Source organism: Polynucleobacter sp. MWH-S4W17 (assembly GCF_018687535.1).
GTDB lineage: Bacteria > Pseudomonadota > Gammaproteobacteria > Burkholderiales > Burkholderiaceae > Polynucleobacter.
In genome coordinates this window covers 931,741-956,011 of sequence record NZ_CP061295.1, presented here as the reverse complement: position 1 = coordinate 956,011, position 24,271 = coordinate 931,741, and the positions used below count along the sequence as shown (strand labels likewise).

Genomic DNA, 24,271 nt, shown 5'->3' with positions numbered 1-24,271 from the left:
CCTTTCAGTTATGTCCGACGTAATATCAGACGCCAGTTTAAGGCTTGCTGGGAATTATTCCTCGCAAAAAAAGAGCTTTCATGTAAGTGGCACTCCATTTGCCCTACTTTTAGCCTTCATGTTTACATTAATGCTTTTGGGTGGATGCGCAGGTAGCGATGGCAGCAAAGATGACACCGATATTTGGTCGGAGGCAAAACTCTACTCTGAAGCCACTGACAAGCTCAATGATGCTGACTTTGCTAAGTGCGGCAAGTACTTTGAAAAATTAGAGGCACGCTTTCCTTTCGGGCCCTATTCACAACAAGCACAAATTAACTCTGCTTATTGCTACTGGAAAGCGCAAGAGCAAACTCAAGCACTGGTTGCGATTGATCGCTTTATTAAATTACATCAAGGCAGTCCGAGTCTTGATTACGCCTATTACTTGAAAGGTCTCATTACTTTTAATGATGACTTGGGATGGCTTGGTAAGTTCACTGGCCAGGATCTCAGTGAGCGCGATCCTAAAGCCGCAAAAGAGGCCTTTGAGTCATTCAAGGTAGTAGTGGAACGCTTCCCAGACAGTAAGTACGCTCCAGATGCATTAGATCGCATGCGCTATATCGTGAACTCTCTTGCCGAGGCAGATGTTATCGTTGCCCGCTTTTACTATCAGCGTGGCGCCTATTTGGCCGCAGCCAATCGTGCCCAACTAGTTATTCGTGATTATGATCGCGCACCTGCCGTTGAAGAAGCGCTCTACATACTCACTAAGTCTTATGAGAAGCTTGGTATGGTTGATCTCAGCAATGATTCAGCCCGCGTCTTCAAATTAAACTTCCCTGACAGTCAAATGATGATCACTGGTCAACGCGTTCAAAAAGAACGCAGATGGTGGCAGTTCTGGAATAAGTAAGCTTGTTTTATTCTCAAAAAAATCCTCCGCTGTGGAGGGTTTTTTATTTACCGGCTTGGCATTTTCTTTATCTACTGGATCTCAACAGGAACCCTAGGCGCCACGGCACAAAGCAACTCATAACCAATGGTTCCACTCATTTGCGCCACATCATCTACTGGAACTTTGTCACCCCAGAGTTGAACAACGCTACCGATGCCCGCATTTGGCGCATTGCTTAAATCAATCGCCAGCATATCCATAGAGACTCTTCCAGCAAGTGGGCAAGTCACGCCATGATCACCGCTGCTAACCCAAACCGGAGTGCCATCTTTTGCGTGCCGTGGATAACCATCGGCATAGCCGCAAGCCACAATGCCAACACGCATTGCATGAGGGGCTTCATAACGACCACCATAACCAATGCGATCACCTTTTTGAAGATCTTGAATATCGATAATTTCACTATGAAGTTGCATGACCGCCCTGAGGTTGGCATGCTCAATATCAGCATGCAGTCCTGTTGGTGATGCGCCGTAGAGCATGATGCCTGGGCGTACCCAATCGCCTAAGGCGTTGCGATGCCACAAAATAGCTGCAGAGTTTGCTAGCGATGTTGCACCTTCTAAACCAGCAATCGTTTCATTAAATAACTCTTGTTGACCGCCAACTGAAGGTAACTGATCCACTTGATCCGCATTGGCAAAATGGGTCATGTGATGCATGTGATAACCAGTAGCATGCAAGCGATGGAAAACAGTTCGATAAACCTCGGGCTTAAATCCTAAGCGATTCATGCCGGTATTCATCTTTAGAAAAACACTTAAAGGCTTATGGTTTTTACCTTTAAATCGCTCCAGCCAATCTACTTGAGCATCACAGTGGACCACAAGGTCACACGCTAAATCTTCCGCTCGGCTTAGCTCATTTTCATGAAATAAACCTTCTAAAAGGAGGATGCGCCCCTGCCAGCCATGCTCCCTTAGCCAGGCGGCGTCCTGTATGTCTAACAAGGCAAAGCCATCGGTAGAGGACAGACCCTTTAGCGCAGCTTCAAAACAATGGCCATAGGCTCGGGCTTTAATAACAGACCAAATTTTGGATTCTGGCGCCAATTCCCGAACTCGGTTTAAATTATGCTGAAAGGCGGCAATATCAATAGATGCCAAAATTGGTCTATTAATCAGGCCGTTAGCTGAATCACCCATTTTCACCCCTCCTTTCATGCTTTAATTGCAGTAATGACTAGATTGTACGAATGAACCGTAGCTTTTACATCATTATGGCGGCGCAATTTTTTTCGTCGCTTGCCGATAATGCTCTCCTAATTGCCGCTATTGCGCTCTTGGCCCAGCTTCAAGCTCCGGCCTGGATGACGCCGCTGCTCAAATTGTTCTTTGTATTGTCCTACGTTCTTCTGGCAGCCTTTGTAGGTGCCTTTGCAGACTCCCGCCCCAAGGGCAATGTCATGTTCATCACCAATACTATTAAGTTTGTTGGCTGCGTGACCATGTTGTTCGGTAGCCATCCTTTAATGGCCTACGCCATCGTTGGCCTAGGTGCCGCCGCTTACTCACCAGCTAAATATGGGATTCTGACCGAACTTCTGCCACCTGAAAAATTAGTTGCTGCTAATGGTTGGATCGAGGGATTAACGGTAAGCTCAATCATTTTAGGCACCGTTTTAGGTGGCGTTCTCATTAGTAGCACCGTATCTCAAAGTCTTTTAGCCCTTGACATGCCTACATTTGATACTGGCATTGATACGCCGGCTGAGTCCGCAATTCTGATCATCATGATGATTTATGTCGTTGCCGCACTCATTAACCTAAAGATTCCCGATACTGGCGCACGTTATGTTTCTCAGAAAACCAATCCCATTGAATTGGTCAAAGACTTTGCCATTTGCTTTAAGACACTCTGGAATGATCGCTTAGGTCAAATCTCCCTAGCAGTAACAACCTTGTTTTGGGGTGCTGGTGCAACTCTGCAATTTATTGTCATTAAGTGGGCGCAGGTGGCTTTGCATATGAACCTATCCCAGGGGGCTATTTTGCAAGCCATTTCCGCTGTAGGCGTTGCCGGTGGTGCTGTATATGCAGCTTGGCGTATTCCACTTCGTAAATCCCTAAAGGTACTGCCCTATGGCATTGCTATGGGCCTAGTGGTCTGCGTCATGGCAGTCTATAACTCAGATATGCTTCCCAATATAAGCATCCTTACAATGGGCAAGTTGCAGATATCTCTGAACTTATTGCCTGCTTATTTTTTATTAATACTAGTAGGTTGGTTGGCGGGCTACTTTGTAGTGCCAATGAACGCCTTGTTGCAGCATCGTGGTCACGTCCTGATGTCTGCAGGCCACTCCATTGCAGTACAGAACTTTAACGAGAACATCTCTGTTTTGGTGATGTTGTTAATTTATTCTCTGCTGATCTGGCTGGATATACCAGTTCAATTTGTGATTATCGGATTTGGTTTGATTGTTAGCCTAATAATGTGGCTAGTGATTAAACGCCACGCCAGAAATCAAGCGGAGTATGACTCCATGCATCTGATCGGCGAACACAAGCAATAGACTTGCATACGATTAGATCAACTGTTTTGCAGCACAGATCTCGCTAACAACATATCCTGCCAGAGCAATGCCTTATCATTTGGTTTTGCAAGTACTTGATTTAGTTCAAATGAAGCAATTACTGGAATCTCTTCTTCATTGCCAGTATTTAAAGCTAAAACTGTTTCACGCAACTGCGGCAATGGATCTCTTTCACCAGTGATTTTTTGGGCAGTAGGCCCACCGAAGGCAATTGCTATAACAGGCATCTCAGGGGCACTCAACTGACTCAGACTATGCCCTGGATTTTTCCAAGCCCACTCATTTTTAGCCAGTCCCAAAACACGAATCATATTTTGAAATAAGATTTGAGCATCCCCCTGTGGTTCACTACCAAAAAACCACCACATTCCATAGCAAACTCTTGGAGTTGACTGTGCAAGCTCAGGAGAGGCTTGAGCGTTAGTCTGCTCGGTTACTGAGGCTGTCTCCTGTATGACATCCCGAGAAGTCCATTCGGTGATGCCCATCTCTTTTAAGAAGGCTGAATGAGTATTGGTCATGGCTCTAGCTTAATCGATTTGGCCATAACGAGCGCATCTTCTCGAGATCCAGTCTCCAGGTTGGCTGGATAGTAATTCTTACGCACACCAATTTGCTCGTAACCCAATTTTTGATAGAGCGTTATTGCAGCGGTATTGCTTGGCCTTACCTCTAAGATAATTCGGGGCATTTTTTGTTGGGCTGCTACACCCTCAATCGCAGCCATCATTCTTTGGCCTAGCCCAAGCTTGCGCAAATGAGGCGAGACCGTAATATTGAGAAGGTGCAATTCATCTACCGCGGGAAAAAGGATGCAGTAAGCCCAAAGCACTGCTGGATCCAAATAACTACCCTTCACCATTTGGTCTACTTGCGGACGAATGCAATAAGCCCAATGTCCAGCAGCCAAAGAATCGGAAAAATTACCTTTTGTCCAAGGGTGAATGTGCGAGACGGACTCTATCTTGAGAACTTCATCTAAGTCTACAACTTGCATTGGCATGAACGAGAGCTCTGCAATACCTCCTGCCGGGGAAATATCAGACATTATTTCATCCCCCCTTCACGCTCTGCAGTGGTAAATGCCACTTTATTTCGCACATACATTGGCTCAAGCAGTCGAACATCTTCCTGCAGCCCTTCTTTAAACGATTGTTTGGCGCACTCTAAGACACCCAATGCAGAGATTGAGATCTCGACATCCTTTGGACCATCAAATAGGGGCATACGATTGCTGTAGGCATTTAAAGCGCTACCAGCTATGAGTTGCAAGCCATCAAAGTTAAGCACTTCAGGCTTTGTGAGGTGAATATCACTCACGCGTTTTGGTAATTGAGTAGCTTGAGACTCATAGTTCGCCCAATAAATTTCTTCCATGCGTGCATCAATGGCTATCATGAAGCGTTGAGGCTTGGTCTTTTTATAAATCTCGGCGCTGGTAATTTGCGCGGCTATTGCATCTAAGCTACATACGGATATGACCGGAAGATTATTTGAAATTGCCAGGCCTTGAACTGCAGCCACACCCAATCTAACCCCCGTGAATGCGCCGGGACCAATACCAACAGCAATAGCATCAAGATCTTTTAAAGACAGTTTTGCATTAGCTAGCAGCGACTCAACCCAGGGCAATAGAAGTTGGCTGGCACCAGCTGAAACAGCTTCATGCCTGAACTCTGGTGCTTTATCACCTAAAGATAAAGCCACCGAACACCACGCTGAAGAGGTGTCGATGGCCAATATATTTGCCAATTTGAATCCTGTTTGCTAATTACAAAACCAAATTATGAACTTAATCCTGCAATCACCTCAGGAGGCGCTTGAACCAGCTCAATGAGCACCCCTTCACCGCTAATCGGGAACTCGTCATTCCCCTTGGGGTGCACAAAAGTAATGTCATAGCCTGCAGCACCCTTGCGGATGCCCCCTGGAGCAAAGCGCAGGCCATTGGCTGAGAGCCACTCAACCGCTTTAGGGAGGTCATCCACCCACAAACCAATATGGTTCAGGGGTGTCTGATGTACAGCTGGTTTCTTTTCGATGTCAAATGGCTGCATCAGATCAACCTCTATCTCATAGGCACCTGATCCAATCGCACAAATATCTTCATCTACGTTTTCACGCTCAGAGACAAAAGTACTTTTGTATTCAAATCCGAGCATATCAACCCACAACTTCTTGAGTCGATCTTTATTTTCGCCGCCTATTGCGATTTGCTGAATACCTAAAATCTTAAATGGCTTAGTGCTCATAGTCATTAACCTGGTTACTCAAAGCGAATAATTAATTGATCCACCGCCAAGCTATCACCCTCTTTAGCGCAGATTTCAGCAACCACACCATCTTGCATAGCGGATAGCGTATTTTCCATCTTCATCGCTTCAATTGAGGCTAGTTTCTGACCTGCGGTAACCGCTTCACCTGCCTTGACAGCAATTTTCGTTAATAGGCCTGGCATTGGAGACATTACTAATTTAGAAGTATCTGGCGGTAACTTGACAGGCATGCGACGTTGTAACTCTGCGCCCAAAGGGCTCAGAACCATACATTCGAAATGGGCGCCATCCAGAATTAACAGATACTTAACGCCACGACGCTCTACTTGTGCAGTAATCTTATGTGTACCGTTAATGGTTGCGTGCAGACAAATCTGCCCAGGACGCCAGTCACTCACAATGTCATAACGGCTCACACCATCAGCATCATCGATGTATACAGAATAGATGCCGTCTTTCAATTCAACGCGAATAGGCACTTCATACGGATCATTCATGGAGCCGGTTTTTTTACCAGTAACCACTACGAATTTCTTTGCAATGATCATTTCATGGCCAGCTAATTGCCCATCAATCATCTTAATATGCTCAAGATAGCGATAGCGCATAAACGCAGCTAATGCTGCCAAACGCTTAGGATCAGCGGGCTGTACAGAATCCTTTTTAAAGCCCTCTGGATATTCTTCAGCGATAAAGCCAGTTGTAAAGTCGCCATTTACAAAGCGAGGGTGTTGCAATAAGGCCGCCTGAAATGGAATATTGGAATGAATGCCGCGAATCACGAAATCATTTAATGCTGCGCGCATCTTTTCAATTGCTTCTGTACGATCCTTGCCGTGAACAATCAATTTAGCAATCATTGAATCGTAATACATTGGGATTTCACCGCCCTCATACACACCGGTATCTACACGCACTCCATTAACAGATTCTGGTGGACGATACTTCACTAAGCGGCCAGTTGACGGAAGGAAATTGCGGAATGGATCATCAGCATTAATTCGACACTCCATCGACCATCCATCTAACTTCACATCTTCTTGCTTGAATTCCAACTTCTCGCCTGCAGCAACACGAATCATCTGCTCGACCAAGTCAAGGCCGGTAATACTTTCGGTCACTGGATGCTCAACCTGCAAACGGGTATTCATTTCCAGGAAGTAGAAAGACTTATCTTTTCCTACAACGAACTCAACGGTACCGGCGGACTGGTAGTTCACGGCCTTAGCTAATGCAACCGCTTGTTCGCCCATAGCTTTACGAGTCACTGGATCAATAAAGGGTGAAGGCGCCTCTTCAATCACCTTTTGATGACGGCGCTGAATAGAGCAATCGCGCTCATTGAGATAAACCACATTGCCAAAGGAGTCACCTAAAACCTGAATCTCAATATGACGCGGACCCTCTACAAACTTCTCGATAAAAATACGATCGTCACCGAAGCTGTTCATCGCTTCTGTTTTGCAGGCTGCAAAACCCTCAGCAGCTTCTTTGTCATTAAATGCAACTCGCAAACCCTTACCACCACCGCCTGCCGAAGCTTTAATCATGACGGGATAGCCAATACCTTGAGCAATTTTGACCGCTTCTTCAGTGGTGTCAATCGCCTCGTTATAACCAGGAATAGTATTTACCTTGGCTTCTAAAGCAAGCTTCTTAGATGCGATCTTGTCACCCATAGCAGCGATGGATTGATGCTTAGGGCCAATAAAGACAATGCCCTCTTCCTCGCAACGCTTAGCAAACTGCTCGTTCTCAGATAAGAAGCCGTAGCCAGGATGCACCGCTTCAGCGCCGGTATCTTTGCAGGCTTGGATAATGCGGTCCATTACTAAGTAAGATTCACGCGAAGGTGCCGGTCCAATGCAAACAGCCTCATCTGCCAGTTGTACGTGACGCGCCTCTTTATCTGCCTCAGAATAAACAGCAACAGTCTTGATGCCCATTTTTTTAGCGGTCATCATCACACGGCAAGCAATCTCGCCGCGGTTAGCAATCAGTATTTTCTTAAACATTTTCGTAGTCATAATTTATCAGCGCCTTTACAGAGGAATATTGCCGTGTTTACGCGCAGGATTCTTCAAGTCTTTATCTTTGAGCATCGCTAGTGAACGAGCAATCCGTTTACGGGTCTCATGCGGGAGAATGACATCATCGATGTAGCCGCGACGACCTGCCACAAAAGGGTTGGCAAACTTCGACTTGTACTCAGCCTCACGTGCAGTGATTTTTTCTGGATCTGATTTCTCTTCACGGAAAATAATCTCAACAGCGCCCTTAGGGCCCATCACGGCAATTTCTGCTGAAGGCCAGGCAAAGTTGACGTCACCACGTAAATGCTTAGAAGCCATCACGTCATAGGCGCCACCATAAGCTTTACGAGTAATTAAAGTCACCTTAGGTACGGTGCAATCTGCGTAGGCATAGAGCAATTTCGCACCATGCTTAATAATGCCGCCGTATTCTTGTGCAGTGCCAGGCATAAATCCAGGAACGTCGACTAAGGTCACTACAGGAATATTGAATGCATCACAGAAGCGTACGAAACGTGCAGCCTTGATGGATGCCTTAATATCCAAACAACCAGCCAGAATCAGTGGTTGATTGGCAACAATACCAATCGAACGGCCTTCGATACGAGCAAAGCCAATCACGATGTTTTTTGCGTAATCAGGTTGCAATTCAAAAAACTCGCCATCATCAACGATCTTTTCAATCAACTCTTTCATATCGTAAGGTTGATTTGGATTGGATGGCACTAAGGTATCTAGTGAAAAATCAGGCTCTTCTGTACGGTTCGCACCTTTGATCAAAGGTGGTTTCTCACGATTGGATAAGGGCAGGTAATTAAAGAAACGACGCAGCATCATGATCGCGTCAACATCGTTATCGAAAGCCAAATCGCAAACACCAGATACTGTTGAGTGAGTCACTGCACCACCTAATTCTTCGGCAGTAACATCTTCATGAGTAACGGTCTTCACTACTTCAGGGCCCGTTACAAACATGTAAGAGCTGTCTTTGACCATGAAGATAAAGTCGGTCAAGGCTGGAGAGTACACAGCGCCACCAGCTGAAGGCCCCATGATCAAGGAAATTTGGGGGATCACGCCAGATGCGGTCACATTACGTTGGAAAATCTCTGCATAACCACCAAGAGATGCAACACCCTCTTGAATACGCGCACCGCCAGAGTCATTCAGACCGATTACAGGAGCGCCCACCTTGAGCGCTTGATCCATGATTTTACAAATCTTTTCCGCATGAGCTTCAGATAAGGAACCACCTAAAACGGTGAAGTCCTGTGAGAACACAAATACGAGGCGACCATTAATCATTCCGTAACCAGTTACGACCCCATCACCAGGAACGGTTTGATCAGCCATGCCAAAATCATGACAACGGTGTTCAACAAACATATCCCACTCTTCGAATGTGCCTGCATCAAGCAAAAGCTCAATGCGCTCACGAGCGGTTAATTTGCCCTTCGCATGTTGAGCCTGGATGCGCTTTTGCCCGCCACCCAATCGAGCAAGCTCACGCTTAGCTTCGAGTTGTTGAATGATTTCCTTCATTTCTTGCTCCTTAGAAAAATTCATGCCCCATGGCTTCCAGTAGCCGTCTTGCCGCCACTGAAGCTGCCATAGTTCCTTGGTTTACCTGTGCTGCCAAGCTTGGTAGAAGCGCTTGAACGGCTTCATTACTACGAAATGCGTTTTTTAATCCTGCATCGATGCGATCCCACATCCATGCGCCTGATTGTTCTTTGCGCCGGGAGTCAAATTTCCCATTGGCCTTTTGCAGGAATTCAAAATGAGAAACTTTTTCCCATAACTCCGGAACGCCGTTACCTTCTAAAGCACTTAAGGTCATGACTTGTGGGTGCCAAAACTCTTTGTTATGGGATACATGATCTGGATTTCCTTGGAAACCCAGTAGTCGTAACGAACTGGTGATAAATAATTGAGCACGCATTGCGGCATCAGGATCGATGTCTACTTTATTGATGACGATCAGATCGGCAATTTCCATTACGCCTTTTTTAATTGCCTGCAGATCATCGCCAGCATTGGGGAGTTGCATTAATAAGAACATGTCTGTCATACCCGCAACGGCAATCTCACTCTGACCTACGCCGACTGTTTCAACGATAATCACATCAAAACCTGCCGCTTCAGCAACCAACATAGCTTCACGCGTCTTCTCTGCAACACCACCCAGCGTACAAGACGATGGACTTGGACGGATAAAGGCGTGCTCCAGAACGGATAGACGCTCCATACGGGTCTTATCACCCAAAATAGAACCACCAGAGATGCTAGATGAAGGATCGATCGCCAATACAGCGACTCGATGACCTTTATCAATGAGGTAAAGGCCTAAAGTCTCAATCAAGGTCGACTTACCAACTCCTGGAACACCTGAAATTCCCAGACGAAATGAATTACCTGTTTTTGGCAACAAAGAATTCAACACCTCATCAGCGCGATGACGATGATCCAGTCGTGTTGACTCAAGCAGCGTAATGATCTTCGCTAATGCGCGTCGCTGTTTTAGCGATGGCGCACCAGTGAGATCATTCACCAGGGCTTGATCAGCGGCTTCGAGCATGCCTATGGCCCGTACTAAGCTGGTTTAACAGACTTGCGGATTTGCTCGAGCACATCCTTGGCCGAAGCCGGAATTGGAGTGCCTGGACCGTAAATGCCCTTTACACCTGCCTCGTAGAGGAACTCGTAATCTTGCCTTGGAATCACACCACCAACGAATACGATGATGTCGTCTGAACCCTGTCTTTTTAATTCGGCAATGATGGCTGGCACTAATGTTTTATGGCCAGCAGCCAATGTAGAAACCCCCAAGGCATGTACATCATTCTCGATCGCTTGGCGCGCACATTCTTCTGGAGTTTGAAATAAAGGCCCGATATCCACGTCAAAACCCAAGTCAGCATAGGCTGTAGCAACCACTTTTGCACCACGGTCATGGCCATCTTGCCCCAGCTTTGCGATCATCACGCGAGGGCGACGACCAAAGTCTTTTGCAAAATCAGCAATTTCAGTTTGGAGTTTTGCCCAGCCTTCGGCTGAGTCATAAGCAGCTGCATACACACCGGTCACCTTTTGAGTATCGGCGCGATGGCGCCCGTAAACTTTTTCTAATGCATCAGATACTTCACCAACAGTTGCTCGTAAACGAATTGCATTAACAGATAACTCCAATAAGTTTCCAGAGTTATCCTCAGCAGCCTTAGTCAACGCTTCTAACGCAGCCTCTACTTTTTTGGAGTCACGCTTAGCCTTAATATCCTTAAGGCGTGCAACCTGACCTTCACGGACCTTATCGTTATCGATCATTAATACATCAACAAGATCTTCTTTGCCAAGCTTGTATTTGTTCACACCCACAATGACATCAGAGCCCGAATCTATCTTGGCCTGTTTTTCTGCAGCAGCAGCTTCAATTTTGAGCTTGGCCCAACCACTTTCAACCGCCTTGGTCATGCCACCCATGGCCTCTACTTCTTGAATAATTTCCCAGGCTTTGTCAGCCATTTCTTGAGTGAGGTTTTCCATCATGTAGGAGCCTGCCCAGGGATCGATCACGCTAGGAATATGCGTCTCCTCTTGCAGAATCAACTGCGTGTTACGCGCAATACGACTGGAGAACTCAGAAGGCAAGGCAATCGCCTCATCCAATGAGTTGGTGTGTAAAGATTGCGTGCCACCAAATACCGCAGCCATAGCTTCAACAGTTGTTCTCACCACGTTGTTATATGGGTCTTGCTCAGTCAAGGACCAGCCTGATGTTTGACAGTGCGTACGCAACATCAATGATTTAGGGTTCTTTGGCTCGAATGATTTCATAATGCGCCACCATAACAAACGGGCAGCACGTAATTTGGCAACTTCAAGGTAGAAGTTCATACCGATAGCAAAGAAAAATGAGAGGCGACCTGCAAAGCCGTCAACATCCAAACCTTTAGCAAGCGCTGTTTTTACATACTCTTTACCATCAGCCAAGGTGAATGCCAATTCCAAAACTTGATTAGCGCCAGCTTCTTGCATGTGATAACCCGAAATAGAAATCGAGTTGAACTTCGGCATGTGCTTAGCGGTGTACTCAATAATGTCGCCAATAATACGAATCGAAGGCTCTGGTGGATAGATGTAGGTGTTGCGCACCATGAACTCTTTCAGAATGTCATTCTGAATAGTTCCTGATAGCTGCTCCTGTTTTACGCCCTGCTCTTCACCAGCCACAATGTAACCAGCCAGTACCGGCAATACAGCACCGTTCATCGTCATCGAAACAGATACCTTGTCCAATGGAATGCCATCGAACAAGATTTTCATATCTTCAACAGAGTCAATGGCAACACCGGCCTTACCAACGTCACCGGTAACGCGTGGATGATCGGAGTCGTAGCCGCGATGAGTGGCTAAGTCAAAAGCAACGGATACGCCTTGACCACCTGCATCAAGCGCCTTGCGATAAAACGCATTGGATTCTTCTGCAGTTGAAAAACCAGCGTACTGACGAATGGTCCAAGGACGAACCGAGTACATCGTTGCTTGAGGGCCACGTACAAATGGTTCAAATCCAGGCAATGTATCGGTGTAATTAAGACCTTCTACATCAGATGATGTGTATAAGGCTTTTAAATGAATCCCATCCGGAGTTTTCCAGCCCAAGGAATCAACATCACCATTAGGTGCCGATTTTTGCGCTGACTTTTTCCAGGCCTCTAGATTGGCGTCTGGAAATGATGGCCATGAATTGTTTTCTTTAGAACTCACAAAAACTCCCGGTTAATTTTTGCTGCATTGCATCGAAATATCCTTACATTCTGCTTGACTATTTGTCATTTGTCTAGCTATCATGTATTCATAATTATGAATACAAAACTGAATAATAGGCCCTTATATGAGGATGTTGCTGACCGCCTGCGGGAGCAAATATTTAGCAAACAATTGGCCCCTGGAAGCTGGCTTGATGAGCAATCTCTCGCAGATCAGTTTGGGATTAGTCGCACCCCAATGCGCGAAGCAATCAAGGTTTTAGCCTCTGAAGGTCTGGTTACCATCAAGATGCGTCGTGGCGCCTATGTGACTGAGGTAGCCAGAAAAGATCTAGAACAAATCTTCACGATTCTCTCCCTTTTAGAGGGTCAAGCAGCTAAGGAGACAGCGATTAAAGCGACTGAAGCAGAGCTAAATATGCTGGACCACCTGCATCACCGCCTAGAGAAAGCAGCTGCTGACCGTGATATTGAGCAGTTTTTTGAGATAAATGGCAAGTTTCATGAGCTAATACAAGAAATTGCAGGCAATAAATGGATGAATGGTGTCATTGCTGATCTACGTAAAGTACTTAAATTACATCGTAGGGACTCATTAACTAGCACCGGTAGACTACAAAACTCTTTAGTTGAACACCGAGAAATCCTTCGAGCACTTCTCAAGCGAGATGAGCATGCTGCTGAAGCGGTGATGCGCAAACACCTTGCCCAAGGGCTGGAAGCGTTAAGATAAAACCTATAAAAAATAAAGGCTTAGAAAGATATTCTAAGCCTTTAATCTAAGTAGCCTGAGCTAGCAAGGTTTACTTTTTAATAACAAAATTTCCTGGCAAACTGGAAACATAAGCAGCGATATCTTGCATATCAGCATCGCTAAAGGCCTGAACTTGTGAGCCCATGATGGCGTTATTACGACCATACTGAGGATTGCCGTTGCCTACTTTGTAAGCTTTCAAGGCGTAATACAAATAGTCAGAATACTGGCCAGCTAACTTTGGATAAACCGGCAAGATTGGGGCATTGAGTCCAGCACCATGGCAAGAAGCGCAATTAGCCTTCTCTACCAAAGCCTGACCTTTATCTACGTTAGCAGCATTTGCTACGTTTACCAAACCAATGCTGGAGAGCAAAACTGCTGTAATTAGTGCAAATTTCATAAAAGTATCTCTATGTATCTTTATCAATGAATCACTTCAATGGGTTGTTCGGTGTGCTGGCAGTTTGCGCAGCATAGTATTCGCCAATATCGGCCATATCCTGGTCAGACAAACTGGCAGCGATAGCGCGCATCGTTGGATGCTTGCGCTCACCCTTTTTGTACTCTGACAAAGCAGTAGCAATATAGGCGCCATTTTGACCGCCCAACATAGGCACTTTGTATACCAATGGGTAATCAGCGCGGTAATCAGGGATAGAGTGACAACCAACGCAAAGCCAAACCTTAGCATTACCAGCGGCGGCATTACCTTTAACTTCATCAGCCTGAGCAACTGAACCTGCAAAAGCTAAAGTTGCAGCAACGGCCAAATGAGGAAGAAATGAGAGTTTTTTCATAGAAATCAGTATTAATGAGTTTGATTTAGATCAATTTGGGAAGAGTATAGCGGACAGATGCCTTTCCCGTCATTTCAGAGGCCAAAATCAGTAGAAACACTGAAAAATTCCCCTTATTTACCTATACTTGAACGCTTGATCCAGTCTTTATTTAGGTATGTCCATGAGTAAATCCACCTCGCACTCCCCAAATCGCTTTGCTGGTAGCCAAAGCTATGTAGCCACTGATGATCTGAAATTGGCAGTCAATGCGGCCATTGCTCTGCAGCGCCCCCTTCTCATTAAAGGTGAGCCCGGTACTGGCAAAACCATGCTCGCTGAAGAAGTAGCTGCTGCCCTCAATATGCCGCTGTTGCAATGGCATATCAAATCAACCACAAAGGCTCAGCAGGGTCTATATGAGTACGATGCCGTAAGCCGTTTGCGAGACTCCCAATTAGGCGATGAAAAAGTAAACGATATTCGGAACTACATTGTTAAAGGTGTTCTTTGGCAAGCTTTTGAAGCAGATGAGCCGACTGTATTACTAATCGATGAAATCGATAAAGCAGATATTGAGTTTCCGAATGACTTATTGCGCGAAATTGATCGTATGGAGTTTTATGTCTATGAAACTCGTGAATTGATTAAAGCAAAACATCGCCCGCTTGTCATCATTACGTCAAATAATGAAAAGGAATTACCCGACGCCTTCTTACGTCGTTGCTTCTTTCATTACATCACCTTCCCGGATGCCAATACGATGCAAAGCATCGTGGATGTGCACCACCCCAATATCAAACAGGATCTTTTGGATGCTGCCCTCAAGGCCTTCTACCAGATACGCTCGTTGCCGGGCTTAAAAAAGAAGCCCTCTACATCCGAGTTAATAGACTGGCTAAAGCTCTTATTGGCGGAAGATATTCAGCCTGAAGCGCTGCACAGCAGCGATGAAAAGATTGTCGTACCGCCTTTGCACGGGGCTCTACTTAAGAATGAACAAGATATTCATCTATTTGAGCGCTTGGTCATGATGAATCGCAATCATCGCTAACTTGTTAGCCAGAAGACTTCTGACATGTTGATTCAATTCTTTCTAAATCTGAAAGAGGCCAAGGTGCCTGTTTCAGTGCGAGAGTTTTTAACTCTTTTGGAGGGTTTGAAATCGGGCGTTATTAACCCCTCGATTGATGAGTTTTACCAGTTCTCGCGCTTAACCTTGGTTAAGGATGAGCAACACTTTGATCGGTTTGATCAAGTATTTGGCAGCTACTTCAACGGGATTGAACAAATCATTGCGCTCTCACCAGATATTCCACTGGAATGGTTAGAGAAAAAACTTCAACACGTACTAACGGATGAAGAAAAAGCTGCGCTGCAGAAGTTAGGTGGTCCGGATGCCTTAAAGAAGCGGCTTGAGGAGCTTTTAAAAGAGCAAAAAGAATGGCATGGCGGTGGCAATAAATGGATTGGCGCAGGCGGTTCTTCACCCTTTGGTCACAGCGGCTATCACCCCGAAGGCATCCGTATTGGTGGCGAGAGTGCTGGCAACAGAACGGCCATCAAAGTCTGGGAAGCTCGAGAATTTAAGGATTACGACAGCGATCTAGCATTAGGTACACGCAATATAAAAGTCGCTTTACGGCGCTTGCGTCGCTTTGCTCGCGAGGGATCTACTTTAGAGTTGGATTTAGATAAAACCATTCATTCAACAGCTGCCAATGCAGGCATGCTTGATATTCAAATGCGACCCGAGCGACATAACCAGGTCAAGGTTTTGCTACTGATGGATGTCGGCGGTTCGATGGATGATCATATTCAACGCATTGCTGAGTTGTTTTCTGCCGCTAAAGCTGAATTTAAGCACTTAGAGCATTACTATTTTCATAACTGCGTTTATGAAAATTTATGGCAAAGCAATCGCCGTAGACGCGATCAAGTGACTGCAACGCAAGACATCATTAATAAATATGGGCCCGACTACAAGCTCATCTTTGTTGGAGATGCGACGATGTCTCCCTATGAAATATTGAGCCCTAACGGTTCTGTCGAGTACAACAACAAAGAAGCTGGGGCGGTTTGGATTAATAGACTGATTGATCACTTCCCCCATTTTGCATGGCTCAATCCAGAGCCTGAATCCATCTGGCAATACCGTCAATCAATCGACATCATGCAAAACCTCATGAAAGATCGTATGTACCCAGTCACTCTGAATGGCCTTGAAAGTGCCATGCGTCAACTTTCCAAGTAAGATTTCTTTTTCAATTTAATTACAGAAACCACATATGAGCACAACCATTAACGAACGCCTTAAGACCCTCGGCATCGATTTACCGCCACCAGGACCTCCTGCTGCTGCCTATGTCATGGCTGCCACCACTGGTAATACCGTATTTCTTTCTGGTCATATCGCCAAACGTGATGGTAAGCCTTGGGTCGGTAAGCTCGGTAAAGATATGGATACAGAAACTGGAAAAGCCGCTGCCCGCGCTATTGCGATCGACTTGATTGCTACATTACAAAACCACTTAGGCTCTTTAGATAAAGTAAAGCGCATCGTTAAAGTCATGGGCTTAGTGAACTCCACTGACAGCTACACAGAACAACATTTGGTAGTGAATGGCTGCTCAGAGTTATTGTTTGAAGTTTTTGGCGACGCTGGCAAACATGCACGTAGCGCCTTTGGTGTCGCTCAAATCCCGCTTGGTGCTTGTGTAGAAATTGAACTCATTGCGGAGATTTAATTGGTTTTAATTAAATAGGATCAAGCCCTAGTTTCTGGATGTCAGATTGCGTGTCGACATCCATTAAATAGGCCTTGTTATCGGTTGTAAATGATTTGACCAACTCTGGATGCTCATTCATATAGGGCCTGCAAACCATTCCGGGAATAGATAAAATTTGATTGATCACCCCTCTTGAAAACAATACCGGGTTACCTCGCTGACCATTCACCATTGGCAGAATGATTTCCTGGTTTGCGGCTATTTGATTAAATTGCCCTAGCAATGCCTCTATCTCAGTACTCGCTATGCTGGGTTGATCGCATAAAGCAATCGTCAACACATCGTAGTCACTCCTTAGAGATTCAAGACCAAGACGTACTGAAGAGGCTTGACCCAATTCTGGCTGGAGATTTTTTACCCAAGTGATTGGGCTTGCTACGAACTGCTTGATTAATTTGATTTCTGCTTCAATTTGATCTGAGTAAAAGCCGGTAACAATCAGAGTCTCTAAGGGCTCAAGAGTTTGAATTGATTGGACAAAGTACTTTAACAAACTATCCCCGTCCTTTTTTAACAGGGCTTTTGGATATCCACCCAAACGACTTCCCTCACCCGCCGCCAATATCAGGATGGCTAGACGCAAATTGGGGCTTTTGGAGGATTCACCGGAGACTGTCATTAGAGTGATAATAAATAGTTATTAATAAAAGCTTTCACAAAAGAACGAAAAAGAAGAAAACGCATGAACAGCACCGATTTAAGCGTACTCAAATCTGCCGTCGAATGGCTCCAAGCGGGTCAATCTGTTGCGATTGCAACCGTTGCCCAGACTTGGGGTTCAGCACCGCGTCCAGTCGGCTCCTGGCTGGCTATTCGAGCTGATGGGCAAGTTGCTGGGTCTGTTTCAGGTGGCTGCGTTGAAGATGACCTTATTCGTCGAGTCCAATCTGAAATCCTCACTCGCGATACCCCAGAAATGGTGGTTTATGGAGTAACCCAGCAAGATGCTGCCCGTTTTGGTCTACCTTGTGGTGGCACGCTTCGCCTGCTAGTCGAACCAAAACCAGAATTGGCAATTTTAGAGAAGTTGCTTGCAAATATTTCATCCCATCACATTACGCGCCGCTCCGTAAATTTGGCTACTGGCAAATCCACCCTCCGTTTAGGCGATCGCAGCGATGAATTTGCTTGCACCGAACAAGAAATGCAAACCACCTACGGCCCCCGTTGGCGCATGGTGATTATTGGCGCTGGTCAGCTATCCCTATACACCGCGGATTTTGCGCTGGCTTCCGACTTTGAAGTCGTTGTGATTGATCCCCGTGAAGAATATGCCGAGGGTTTAAATCGCTCAGACATCACCTTTGTAAAGGGCATGCCAGATGATGTCTTGCTGGAAATTGGCGTTGACTCTCACACTGCTGTCGTTGCTCTTACACATGACCCTAAGTTAGATGACATGGCTTTGATGGAGGCCTTAAAGTCACCTGCCTTTTATGTGGGAGCACTCGGTAGTCGCAAAAATACACAGAAGCGCAAAGAGCGCTTACTCGAGTTCGACGTGAGCCAAGAACAAGTTGAAAAGCTACACGGCCCTGTTGGGCTTTATATCGGCGCACTCACTCCACCAGAGATCGCTGTATCGATTCTGGCAGAAGTGATTGCCGTTAAATATGGTGTGAGTATTTCGAAGAATACTTAGCTGATTTAACTAGCTTAGTTTGCTGTTAACTTGCCGTCTTTCAACCGCGGCTCAACAAAGTGGCCTTTGCGTGCGCGGTTACCTGCAAAAGACTTCAATGTTTTGGCATCAAGGCCGAGTTCAGTTGGTTTACCGGCACGTCCAGCGCCTGAATAGGTGGCACCATCCGACCCAACTGCGATAGCAGAAGCCAAGTGCTCTTTTTCATCCAAGCCCATCAAAATTACACCCTTACCGCCGGTTGGCAGACGCTTGAGTTCATCTAGCGGGAATACCAATAACTTAGAAGCTTCTGATAAGCAGGCAACTTGCTTCATACCTGCTTTCACCTTGGCAGCACCTAAAGGAGCATCGCCAGGAACTTTAGCGTCCATGCTCAAGAATGATTTACCCGCTTTATTACGAGTAGTCATATCAGATACATTGGCCAAGAATCCATAACCTGCTCTAGTGGATAGCAATACTAAATCATCAGGTTGACCAGCGTAATAGGCAACCATTTGTGAGCCAGCAGCCAAATTGACGAAACTAGTTAATGGCGAGCCATCACCACGAGCCCCTGGTAATTCGCTGACAGGAACTGTATATACACGTCCGTCACTTCCAAAGCCCTGAATTACATCTACAGTTCTTACCTCGAAGGTAGCATATAAAGCATCGCCCGCTTTGAAGCCAAATTGGGTTGCATCGTGCTCATGACCTTGGCGAACACGTACCCAGCCCTTTTGAGAAACAATCACTGTAACCGGCTCATCAACGACCTTGGTCTCAGCAACAGCACGCTTATCTTCCTGAATCAGGGTGCGACGATCATCACCGAAGTCCTTCATATCGGATTCGATTTCTTTAATGATGCGCTTGCGCAATACGGCATCGTTTTGCAATAAACCCTCTAGGTCATCACGTTCAGCCTTAAGCTCTTTCAGCTCTTGCTCGATCTTGATGCCTTCAAGACGCGCCAACTGGCGCAAGCGAATGTCTAGAATATCTTCAGCCTGGCGATCGCTCAGCTTGAACTCTTTAATAAGATCAGCTTTAGGTTCATCGCTATTGCGAATGATCTTTATGACCTTATCAATATTGAGAAGAACGGTTAAGCGCCCCTCCAAAATATGCATACGGTCTTTGACTTTGCCTAAGCGGTGCTGAGTTCTGCGCGTCACTGTGGCAACTCTAAATGCAACCCACTCAGACAGAATTTCTTTTAAGCCTTTTTGCCGTGGGCGCCCATCGTTACCAATCATCACCAAATTCATTGGTGCATTGGATTCCAATGAAGTGTGAGCAAGCAATAAATTGACAAACTCATTGACGTCAATATTCTTACTCTTGGGCTCAAATACCAAACGTACTGCGGCATCCTTGCTGGATTCATCACGCACGCCATCGAGCACATTCAAGATGGTTGATTTAAGATTATTTTGTTCAGGTGTTAAGGTCTTTTTGCCTACCTTAACCTTCGGGTTGGTGATTTCTTCAATCTCTTGCAAAACACGCTGTGAAGATGTAGCTGGAGGCAATTCGTTAACCACGATCTGCCATTGACCTCGAGCGAGCTCTTCGACAGACCAACGTGCACGCACTTTTATACTGCCGCGACCCGCTTCATAAATCTGCGCAATTTCTGCAGCAGAAGAAATAATTTGACCGCCACCTGGATAGTCGGGACCAGGCATGATTTCCAATAACTCTGAAGTGCTCATCTTCGGAGACTTCATTAAAGCAACGGCAGCGGTAGCCACTTCACGCAAATTATGTGAAGGAATCTCGGTCGCCATACCTACTGCAATACCGGATGCGCCATTGAGCAATACAAACGGTAGGCGCGCTGGTAATAATTTAGGCTCCTGGAATGAGCCGTCGTAGTTCGGTGCAAAATCTACAGTACCCTCATCAATCTCACTCAGTAGCAAACCAGCAATCTTGGTTAGGCGAGCCTCGGTATAACGCATCGCTGCCGCGCCATCGCCATCGCGCGAACCGAAGTTACCTTGACCATCGATTAATGGGTAACGCAATGAGAAGCTTTGTGCCAAACGAACTAAAGCATCATATGCAGATTGGTCGCCGTGCGGATGGAACTTACCCAATACATCACCAACTACACGTGCACTCTTCACCGGTTTTGCATCAGCGCGTAAGCCCATTTCGCTCATCGAGAACAAAATACGGCGCTGCACAGGCTTCTGACCATCAGACACATCTGGTAGTGCACGACCCTTAACCACGCTAATTGCGTAATCTAGATAGGCACGCTCTGCGTACACCGCCAGAGTTAAGTTATCTTTTCCATCTTCATTGAGATCAATTGTTTTGGGGTCGTGATTGCTTGATCCACCACCTGAGGTAGCAGCTACAGCAGGAGCTTCATCTACTTCAACAATATCGATTTCGATCGGGCTAGAGAACAAGTCGGCCTGATCAGCCGGAGTATTTTTTCCAGGAGTCTTTTTAGTTGTCATTAGATATCTGCCTCCACTTCATTGCCGCGCTCTTCAAGCCAGTCACGGCGTGCACCAGACTCTGATTTACCCATCAGCATATCCATTGTTTTAAAGGTTTCGTCTTCAGTCCACGTGCCCAAAGTAACCGGTAGCAAACGACGTGTATCTGGATTCAGAGTGGTATCCCAGAGTTGCTCTGCACTCATTTCTCCTAAGCCCTTAAAGCGAGAGATCTGCCATGCAGTTTCTTTGACGCCATCTTTACGTAATTTATCCTCAATAGCCTGAAGCTCATTAGCATCTAAGGCATAAATCTTTTGCGCTGGTTTTTTACCGCGCGCCGGAGCATCCACTCTAAATAGTGGCGGTCTAGAAATATGTATATGCCCTAACTCAATGAGTTTAGGGAAATGTTTGTAGAACAAGGTTAAGAGCAATACTTGAATATGCGCGCCATCGACGTCTGCATCAGAAAGAATACATACCTTGCCGTAGCGTAGATTGGAAAGATCGGGGGTGTCATTTGCTCCATGCGGATCCACACCAATCGCTACAGCGATGTCATGCACCTCATTATTGGCAAACAAGCGGTCGCGCTCAGCTTCCCAGGTATTTAATACCTTGCCGCGCAATGGCAGAATGGCTTGATATTCCTTGTTACGTCCCATCTTGGCTGAACCACCAGCAGAATCACCCTCCACAAGGAAGATTTCATTCATGCTGATATCTTCGCTCTCGCAATCTGTAAGCTTGCCCGGGAGTACGGCTACGCCAGAGGATTTTTTCTTCTCCACTTTCTGACCAGCACGAGTTCTCGCTTGCGCCTGCTTGATCACCAGGTCGGCTAACTTGCGACCGTAGTCAACGTGTTGGTTGAGCCAAAGCTCTAAGGCAGACTTCACATAGCCGGAAACTAAACGTACAGCATCACGAGAATTCAGACGCTCTTTAATCTGTCCTTGGAACTGAGGGTCCAATACTTTGGCTGACAGAATGAAAGATGCGCGAGCAAAAACGTCTTCAGGCATGAGTTTCACACCTTTCGGTTGCAATGCATGCATCTCAATAAAGCCTTTAACAGCATTAAATAAGCCCTCACGTAAACCGCTTTCGTGAGTACCGCCTGCAGGTGTTGGAATCAAGTTCACATAACTCTCGCGCACTGGCGCACCATCTTCAGTCCAGCAAACAACCCAAGCCGCGCCCTCGCCTTCAGCAAAAGAATCTTCCTCTCCAGTACCGGTAGCGTATTGCTCACCCTCGAACGGAGGAATGACTTCAGCACCATGGCCAGCTTGCGCAATTGCTTCATTTAAATAACCGCGCAAGCCTTGCGCATATTGCCAAGTCTGGGTATCGCCTGATTTTTCTTGAATCAGGGTTACCTTCACACCTGGCAATAAAACAGCCTTGGAACGTAGTAGGCGAATGAGCTCAGGCATTGGAATCACTGAGCTATCAAAATACTTACCATCTGGCCATGCACGAACGCGCGTACCGTGTGACTTATCTTCTTTTGGAGAAGAAATCGTTTTGAGCTTTTCAATCACCTTGCCATCGGCAAAGGTCAATGTTGACATTTGGCCATCACGCCAAACGGTGACTTCTAATCTTTTGGATAAAGCATTGGTTACTGAAACACCCACACCATGCAAGCCACCTGAGAATGCGTATGCTCCACCAGTACCTTTTTCAAACTTACCGCCTGCATGTAGCTGGGTAAACACGATCTCAACAACCGGCAATTTCTCAGTTGGATGCATTCCCACTGGAATACCTCGACCATCATCTTCCACGCTCACGCTGCCATCGCTATGCATCGTAACGATGATTTGCTTGCCAAAACCTCCTAAAGCCTCATCGGATGCGTTATCCAGCACCTCCTGAATGATATGGAGTGGATTGTCGGTGCGGGTGTACATTCCAGGCCGTTGACGGACTGGTTCTAGTCCTTTTAGGACCTGAATCGACGATTCGCTGTATTCGGAAGTTTTACGGGTAGCCATGCGCGCAAATTGTAGTCATGTCTGAGATCCAGACCGAATTTTTCGGGAATTCCCCTGTCATCCATGCCAAAATCGGGGGATGGGAGCCTTAAGTCATATTCGCGTTTTAGACCTTAGCCGTGTCTTGGCTGGTCCTTGGTGCGCTCAAAATCTTGCCGATTTGGGTGCGGATGTCATCAAAGTCGAAAGACCTGGGGTTGGAGACGATACCCGCCATTGGGGCCCTCCATTCGCCAAAGATGCCAATGGCAAGGAAACTGACGAATCTGCCTATTTTATTTGCATCAATCGCAATAAACGCTCTATTACGGTTGATATTGCCAAGCCCGAGGGTCAAGAGCTGATTCGCAAACTTGCGGCTGATTCTGATGTTGTCATCGAGAACTACAAAGTGGGTGACTTGGCTAAATATGGACTCGACTACGAAAGCCTGAAGAAGGTCAAACCCGATTTAGTCTATTGCTCAATTACTGGATTTGGTCAAACTGGGCCTTACGCCCATCGCCCTGGCTACGATTTTATTATTCAAGGTATGGGCGGCTTCATGAGCGTGACCGGTGAAGCTCATGACTTCGAGGGTGCTAGCCCACAAAAATCCGGGGTTGCGATCGCGGATATCTTTACTGGCATGTATGCCAGTACCGCCATTCTCGCTGCCATTGTGCATCGAGACCATACCGGTGAAGGTCAATACATTGATATGTCACTACTAGATACACAAGTAGCCGTGATGGCCAATGTATCGAGTGCCTACCTCACCTCAGGAGAAGTTCCGAAACGCTGGGGTAATGCTTCTCCGATCATTGTTCCCTATCAAACTTTCCCTACCTCTGATGGCTGGATGATTGTGGGGGCTGGTAACGATGGTCAATTTCGACATTTTGTAGCTGCAGGTGGCGAACCCCAGTTAGCGGATGACTCGCGCTTTGCAACCAACCCGCAGCGTGTTGAGCATCGCAAGCAACTGATTCCGCTTTTAGAACAAATGACGCGCAAGAAGACCAAAGGTGAATGGATTGCACAGCTTGAGAAAGTTAATGTTCCTTGTGGTCCGATCAATAACTTCAAAGAAGTCTTTGAAAACGAACAGGTAATTCATCGTGGAGTACAGATTGATGTACCACACCCGACCGTTGGCACTATGAAATTAGTTGCTAGTCCGATGCGCCTATCTAAAACACCCACTGAAGTGCGAATGGCGCCACCAACATTGGGTCAGCATACGCAAGAGATCTTGCATGAACGTCTCAAGTTAGATGATCAAGCGATTGAAGTTTTACGTACCAAGGGGATCATCTAGGAA

22 protein-coding genes are annotated in these 24,271 nt (G+C 46.2%); 8 read left to right on the top strand and 14 right to left on the bottom strand.

From position 1 onward, the window contains the following. The first annotated feature begins 10 nt into the window (after positions 1-10). A complete protein-coding gene (locus C2755_RS05000; RefSeq protein WP_215322305.1) occupies positions 11-898 on the top strand; it encodes an outer membrane protein assembly factor BamD in 888 nt (295 codons plus the stop codon). Between the two features lie 71 nt (positions 899-969). On the opposite strand, the gene alr is transcribed toward C2755_RS05000, so the two are convergent. After that, positions 970-2,085, bottom strand: coding sequence for an alanine racemase (gene alr / locus C2755_RS04995; protein WP_371816839.1), 1,116 nt, complete (start codon positions 2,083-2,085; stop codon positions 970-972). A 50-nt stretch (positions 2,086-2,135) separates the two neighbouring features. Here alr and lplT point away from each other — a divergent pair, with 50 nt between their 5' ends. After that, positions 2,136-3,455, top strand: a complete 1,320-nt coding sequence (lplT, locus tag C2755_RS04990; RefSeq protein ID WP_215322131.1) for a lysophospholipid transporter LplT — start codon at positions 2,136-2,138, stop codon at positions 3,453-3,455. 17 nt (positions 3,456-3,472) lie between these two features. Here lplT and C2755_RS04985 read toward each other — a convergent pair whose 3' ends face one another. The 8 genes from C2755_RS04985 to scpA are packed head-to-tail and all read right to left on the bottom strand — an operon-like array spanning position 3,473 to position 12,552. Continuing rightward, positions 3,473-3,997, bottom strand: coding sequence for a hypothetical protein (locus C2755_RS04985; RefSeq protein WP_215322129.1), 525 nt, complete (start codon positions 3,995-3,997; stop codon positions 3,473-3,475). Continuing rightward, complete coding sequence (gene rimI / locus C2755_RS04980; RefSeq protein ID WP_215322127.1) at positions 3,994-4,524, bottom strand: ribosomal protein S18-alanine N-acetyltransferase; 531 nt, start codon at positions 4,522-4,524, stop codon at positions 3,994-3,996. Before rimI ends, C2755_RS04985 begins: the two co-directional genes overlap by 4 nt. After that, complete coding sequence (gene tsaB / locus C2755_RS04975; RefSeq protein ID WP_215322125.1) at positions 4,524-5,228, bottom strand: tRNA (adenosine(37)-N6)-threonylcarbamoyltransferase complex dimerization subunit type 1 TsaB; 705 nt, start codon at positions 5,226-5,228, stop codon at positions 4,524-4,526. Before tsaB ends, rimI begins: the two co-directional genes overlap by 1 nt. A 32-nt stretch (positions 5,229-5,260) precedes the next feature. Continuing rightward, positions 5,261-5,728, bottom strand: coding sequence for a VOC family protein (locus tag C2755_RS04970; RefSeq protein WP_215322123.1), 468 nt, complete (start codon positions 5,726-5,728; stop codon positions 5,261-5,263). A 14-nt stretch (positions 5,729-5,742) separates the two neighbouring features. Continuing rightward, a complete protein-coding gene (accC, locus tag C2755_RS04965; RefSeq protein WP_251368550.1) occupies positions 5,743-7,779 on the bottom strand; it encodes an acetyl-CoA carboxylase biotin carboxylase subunit in 2,037 nt (678 codons plus the stop codon). Positions 7,780-7,794: 15 nt separating this feature from the next. Then, positions 7,795-9,327 (bottom strand): acyl-CoA carboxylase subunit beta, encoded by a 1,533-nt coding sequence (locus C2755_RS04960; RefSeq protein ID WP_072582555.1) that lies wholly within the window; start codon positions 9,325-9,327, stop codon positions 7,795-7,797. A 10-nt stretch (positions 9,328-9,337) separates the two neighbouring features. Beyond that, positions 9,338-10,363 (bottom strand): methylmalonyl Co-A mutase-associated GTPase MeaB, encoded by a 1,026-nt coding sequence (gene meaB / locus C2755_RS04955; protein ID WP_215322122.1) that lies wholly within the window; start codon positions 10,361-10,363, stop codon positions 9,338-9,340. Between the two features lie 14 nt (positions 10,364-10,377). After that, positions 10,378-12,552, bottom strand: a complete 2,175-nt coding sequence (gene scpA, locus C2755_RS04950) for a methylmalonyl-CoA mutase (RefSeq protein WP_215322120.1) — start codon at positions 12,550-12,552, stop codon at positions 10,378-10,380. 96 nt (positions 12,553-12,648) lie between these two features. Between scpA and C2755_RS04945 the strand changes: the two genes are divergently transcribed. Continuing rightward, positions 12,649-13,287, top strand: coding sequence for a GntR family transcriptional regulator (locus C2755_RS04945; protein WP_215322119.1), 639 nt, complete (start codon positions 12,649-12,651; stop codon positions 13,285-13,287). Between the two features lie 70 nt (positions 13,288-13,357). Here C2755_RS04945 and C2755_RS04940 read toward each other — a convergent pair whose 3' ends face one another. Together C2755_RS04940 and C2755_RS04935 are read right to left on the bottom strand one after the other, a co-directional pair. Next, a complete protein-coding gene (locus tag C2755_RS04940; RefSeq protein ID WP_215322117.1) occupies positions 13,358-13,711 on the bottom strand; it encodes a cytochrome c in 354 nt (117 codons plus the stop codon). A 31-nt stretch (positions 13,712-13,742) separates the two neighbouring features. Next, on the bottom strand, positions 13,743-14,108 hold the full coding sequence (locus C2755_RS04935) for a cytochrome c (protein WP_215322115.1): 366 nt from the start codon (positions 14,106-14,108) through the stop codon (positions 13,743-13,745). Positions 14,109-14,271: 163 nt separating this feature from the next. Here C2755_RS04935 and C2755_RS04930 point away from each other — a divergent pair, with 163 nt between their 5' ends. Genes C2755_RS04930 through C2755_RS04920 form a run of 3 tightly spaced genes read left to right on the top strand, consistent with a single transcriptional unit; the run spans position 14,272 to position 16,834 of the window. Beyond that, the gene (locus C2755_RS04930) at positions 14,272-15,141 is read left to right on the top strand and encodes a MoxR family ATPase (protein WP_215322113.1); all 870 of its coding nucleotides are present in this window, start codon (positions 14,272-14,274) and stop codon (positions 15,139-15,141) included. Positions 15,142-15,165: 24 nt separating this feature from the next. Then, complete coding sequence (locus C2755_RS04925) at positions 15,166-16,341, top strand: VWA domain-containing protein (RefSeq protein WP_215322110.1); 1,176 nt, start codon at positions 15,166-15,168, stop codon at positions 16,339-16,341. Between the two features lie 34 nt (positions 16,342-16,375). Then, entirely contained in the window at positions 16,376-16,834 is a 459-nt protein-coding gene (locus C2755_RS04920) for a RidA family protein (RefSeq protein WP_215322105.1), read from the top strand. A 10-nt stretch (positions 16,835-16,844) separates the two neighbouring features. Here the strand turns inward: C2755_RS04920 and C2755_RS04915 are convergent, their stop codons facing one another. Beyond that, the gene (locus C2755_RS04915; protein ID WP_215322103.1) at positions 16,845-17,495 is read right to left on the bottom strand and encodes an NTP transferase domain-containing protein; all 651 of its coding nucleotides are present in this window, start codon (positions 17,493-17,495) and stop codon (positions 16,845-16,847) included. Between the two features lie 63 nt (positions 17,496-17,558). Here C2755_RS04915 and C2755_RS04910 point away from each other — a divergent pair, with 63 nt between their 5' ends. Continuing rightward, positions 17,559-18,518 (top strand): XdhC family protein, encoded by a 960-nt coding sequence (locus C2755_RS04910; RefSeq protein WP_215322101.1) that lies wholly within the window; start codon positions 17,559-17,561, stop codon positions 18,516-18,518. 14 nt (positions 18,519-18,532) lie between these two features. On the opposite strand, the gene parC is transcribed toward C2755_RS04910, so the two are convergent. Both parC and C2755_RS04900 read right to left on the bottom strand, forming a co-directional pair. Continuing rightward, positions 18,533-20,908: a DNA topoisomerase IV subunit A gene (parC, locus tag C2755_RS04905; RefSeq protein WP_251368568.1), complete on the bottom strand. Its 2,376-nt coding sequence runs from the start codon at positions 20,906-20,908 to the stop codon at positions 18,533-18,535. A 71-nt stretch (positions 20,909-20,979) separates the two neighbouring features. Next, complete coding sequence (locus tag C2755_RS04900; RefSeq protein ID WP_215322099.1) at positions 20,980-22,968, bottom strand: DNA topoisomerase IV subunit B; 1,989 nt, start codon at positions 22,966-22,968, stop codon at positions 20,980-20,982. A 79-nt stretch (positions 22,969-23,047) separates the two neighbouring features. Here C2755_RS04900 and C2755_RS04895 point away from each other — a divergent pair, with 79 nt between their 5' ends. Next, complete coding sequence (locus C2755_RS04895) at positions 23,048-24,268, top strand: CaiB/BaiF CoA-transferase family protein (protein WP_215322097.1); 1,221 nt, start codon at positions 23,048-23,050, stop codon at positions 24,266-24,268. The last annotated feature ends 3 nt before the right edge of the window (positions 24,269-24,271 follow it).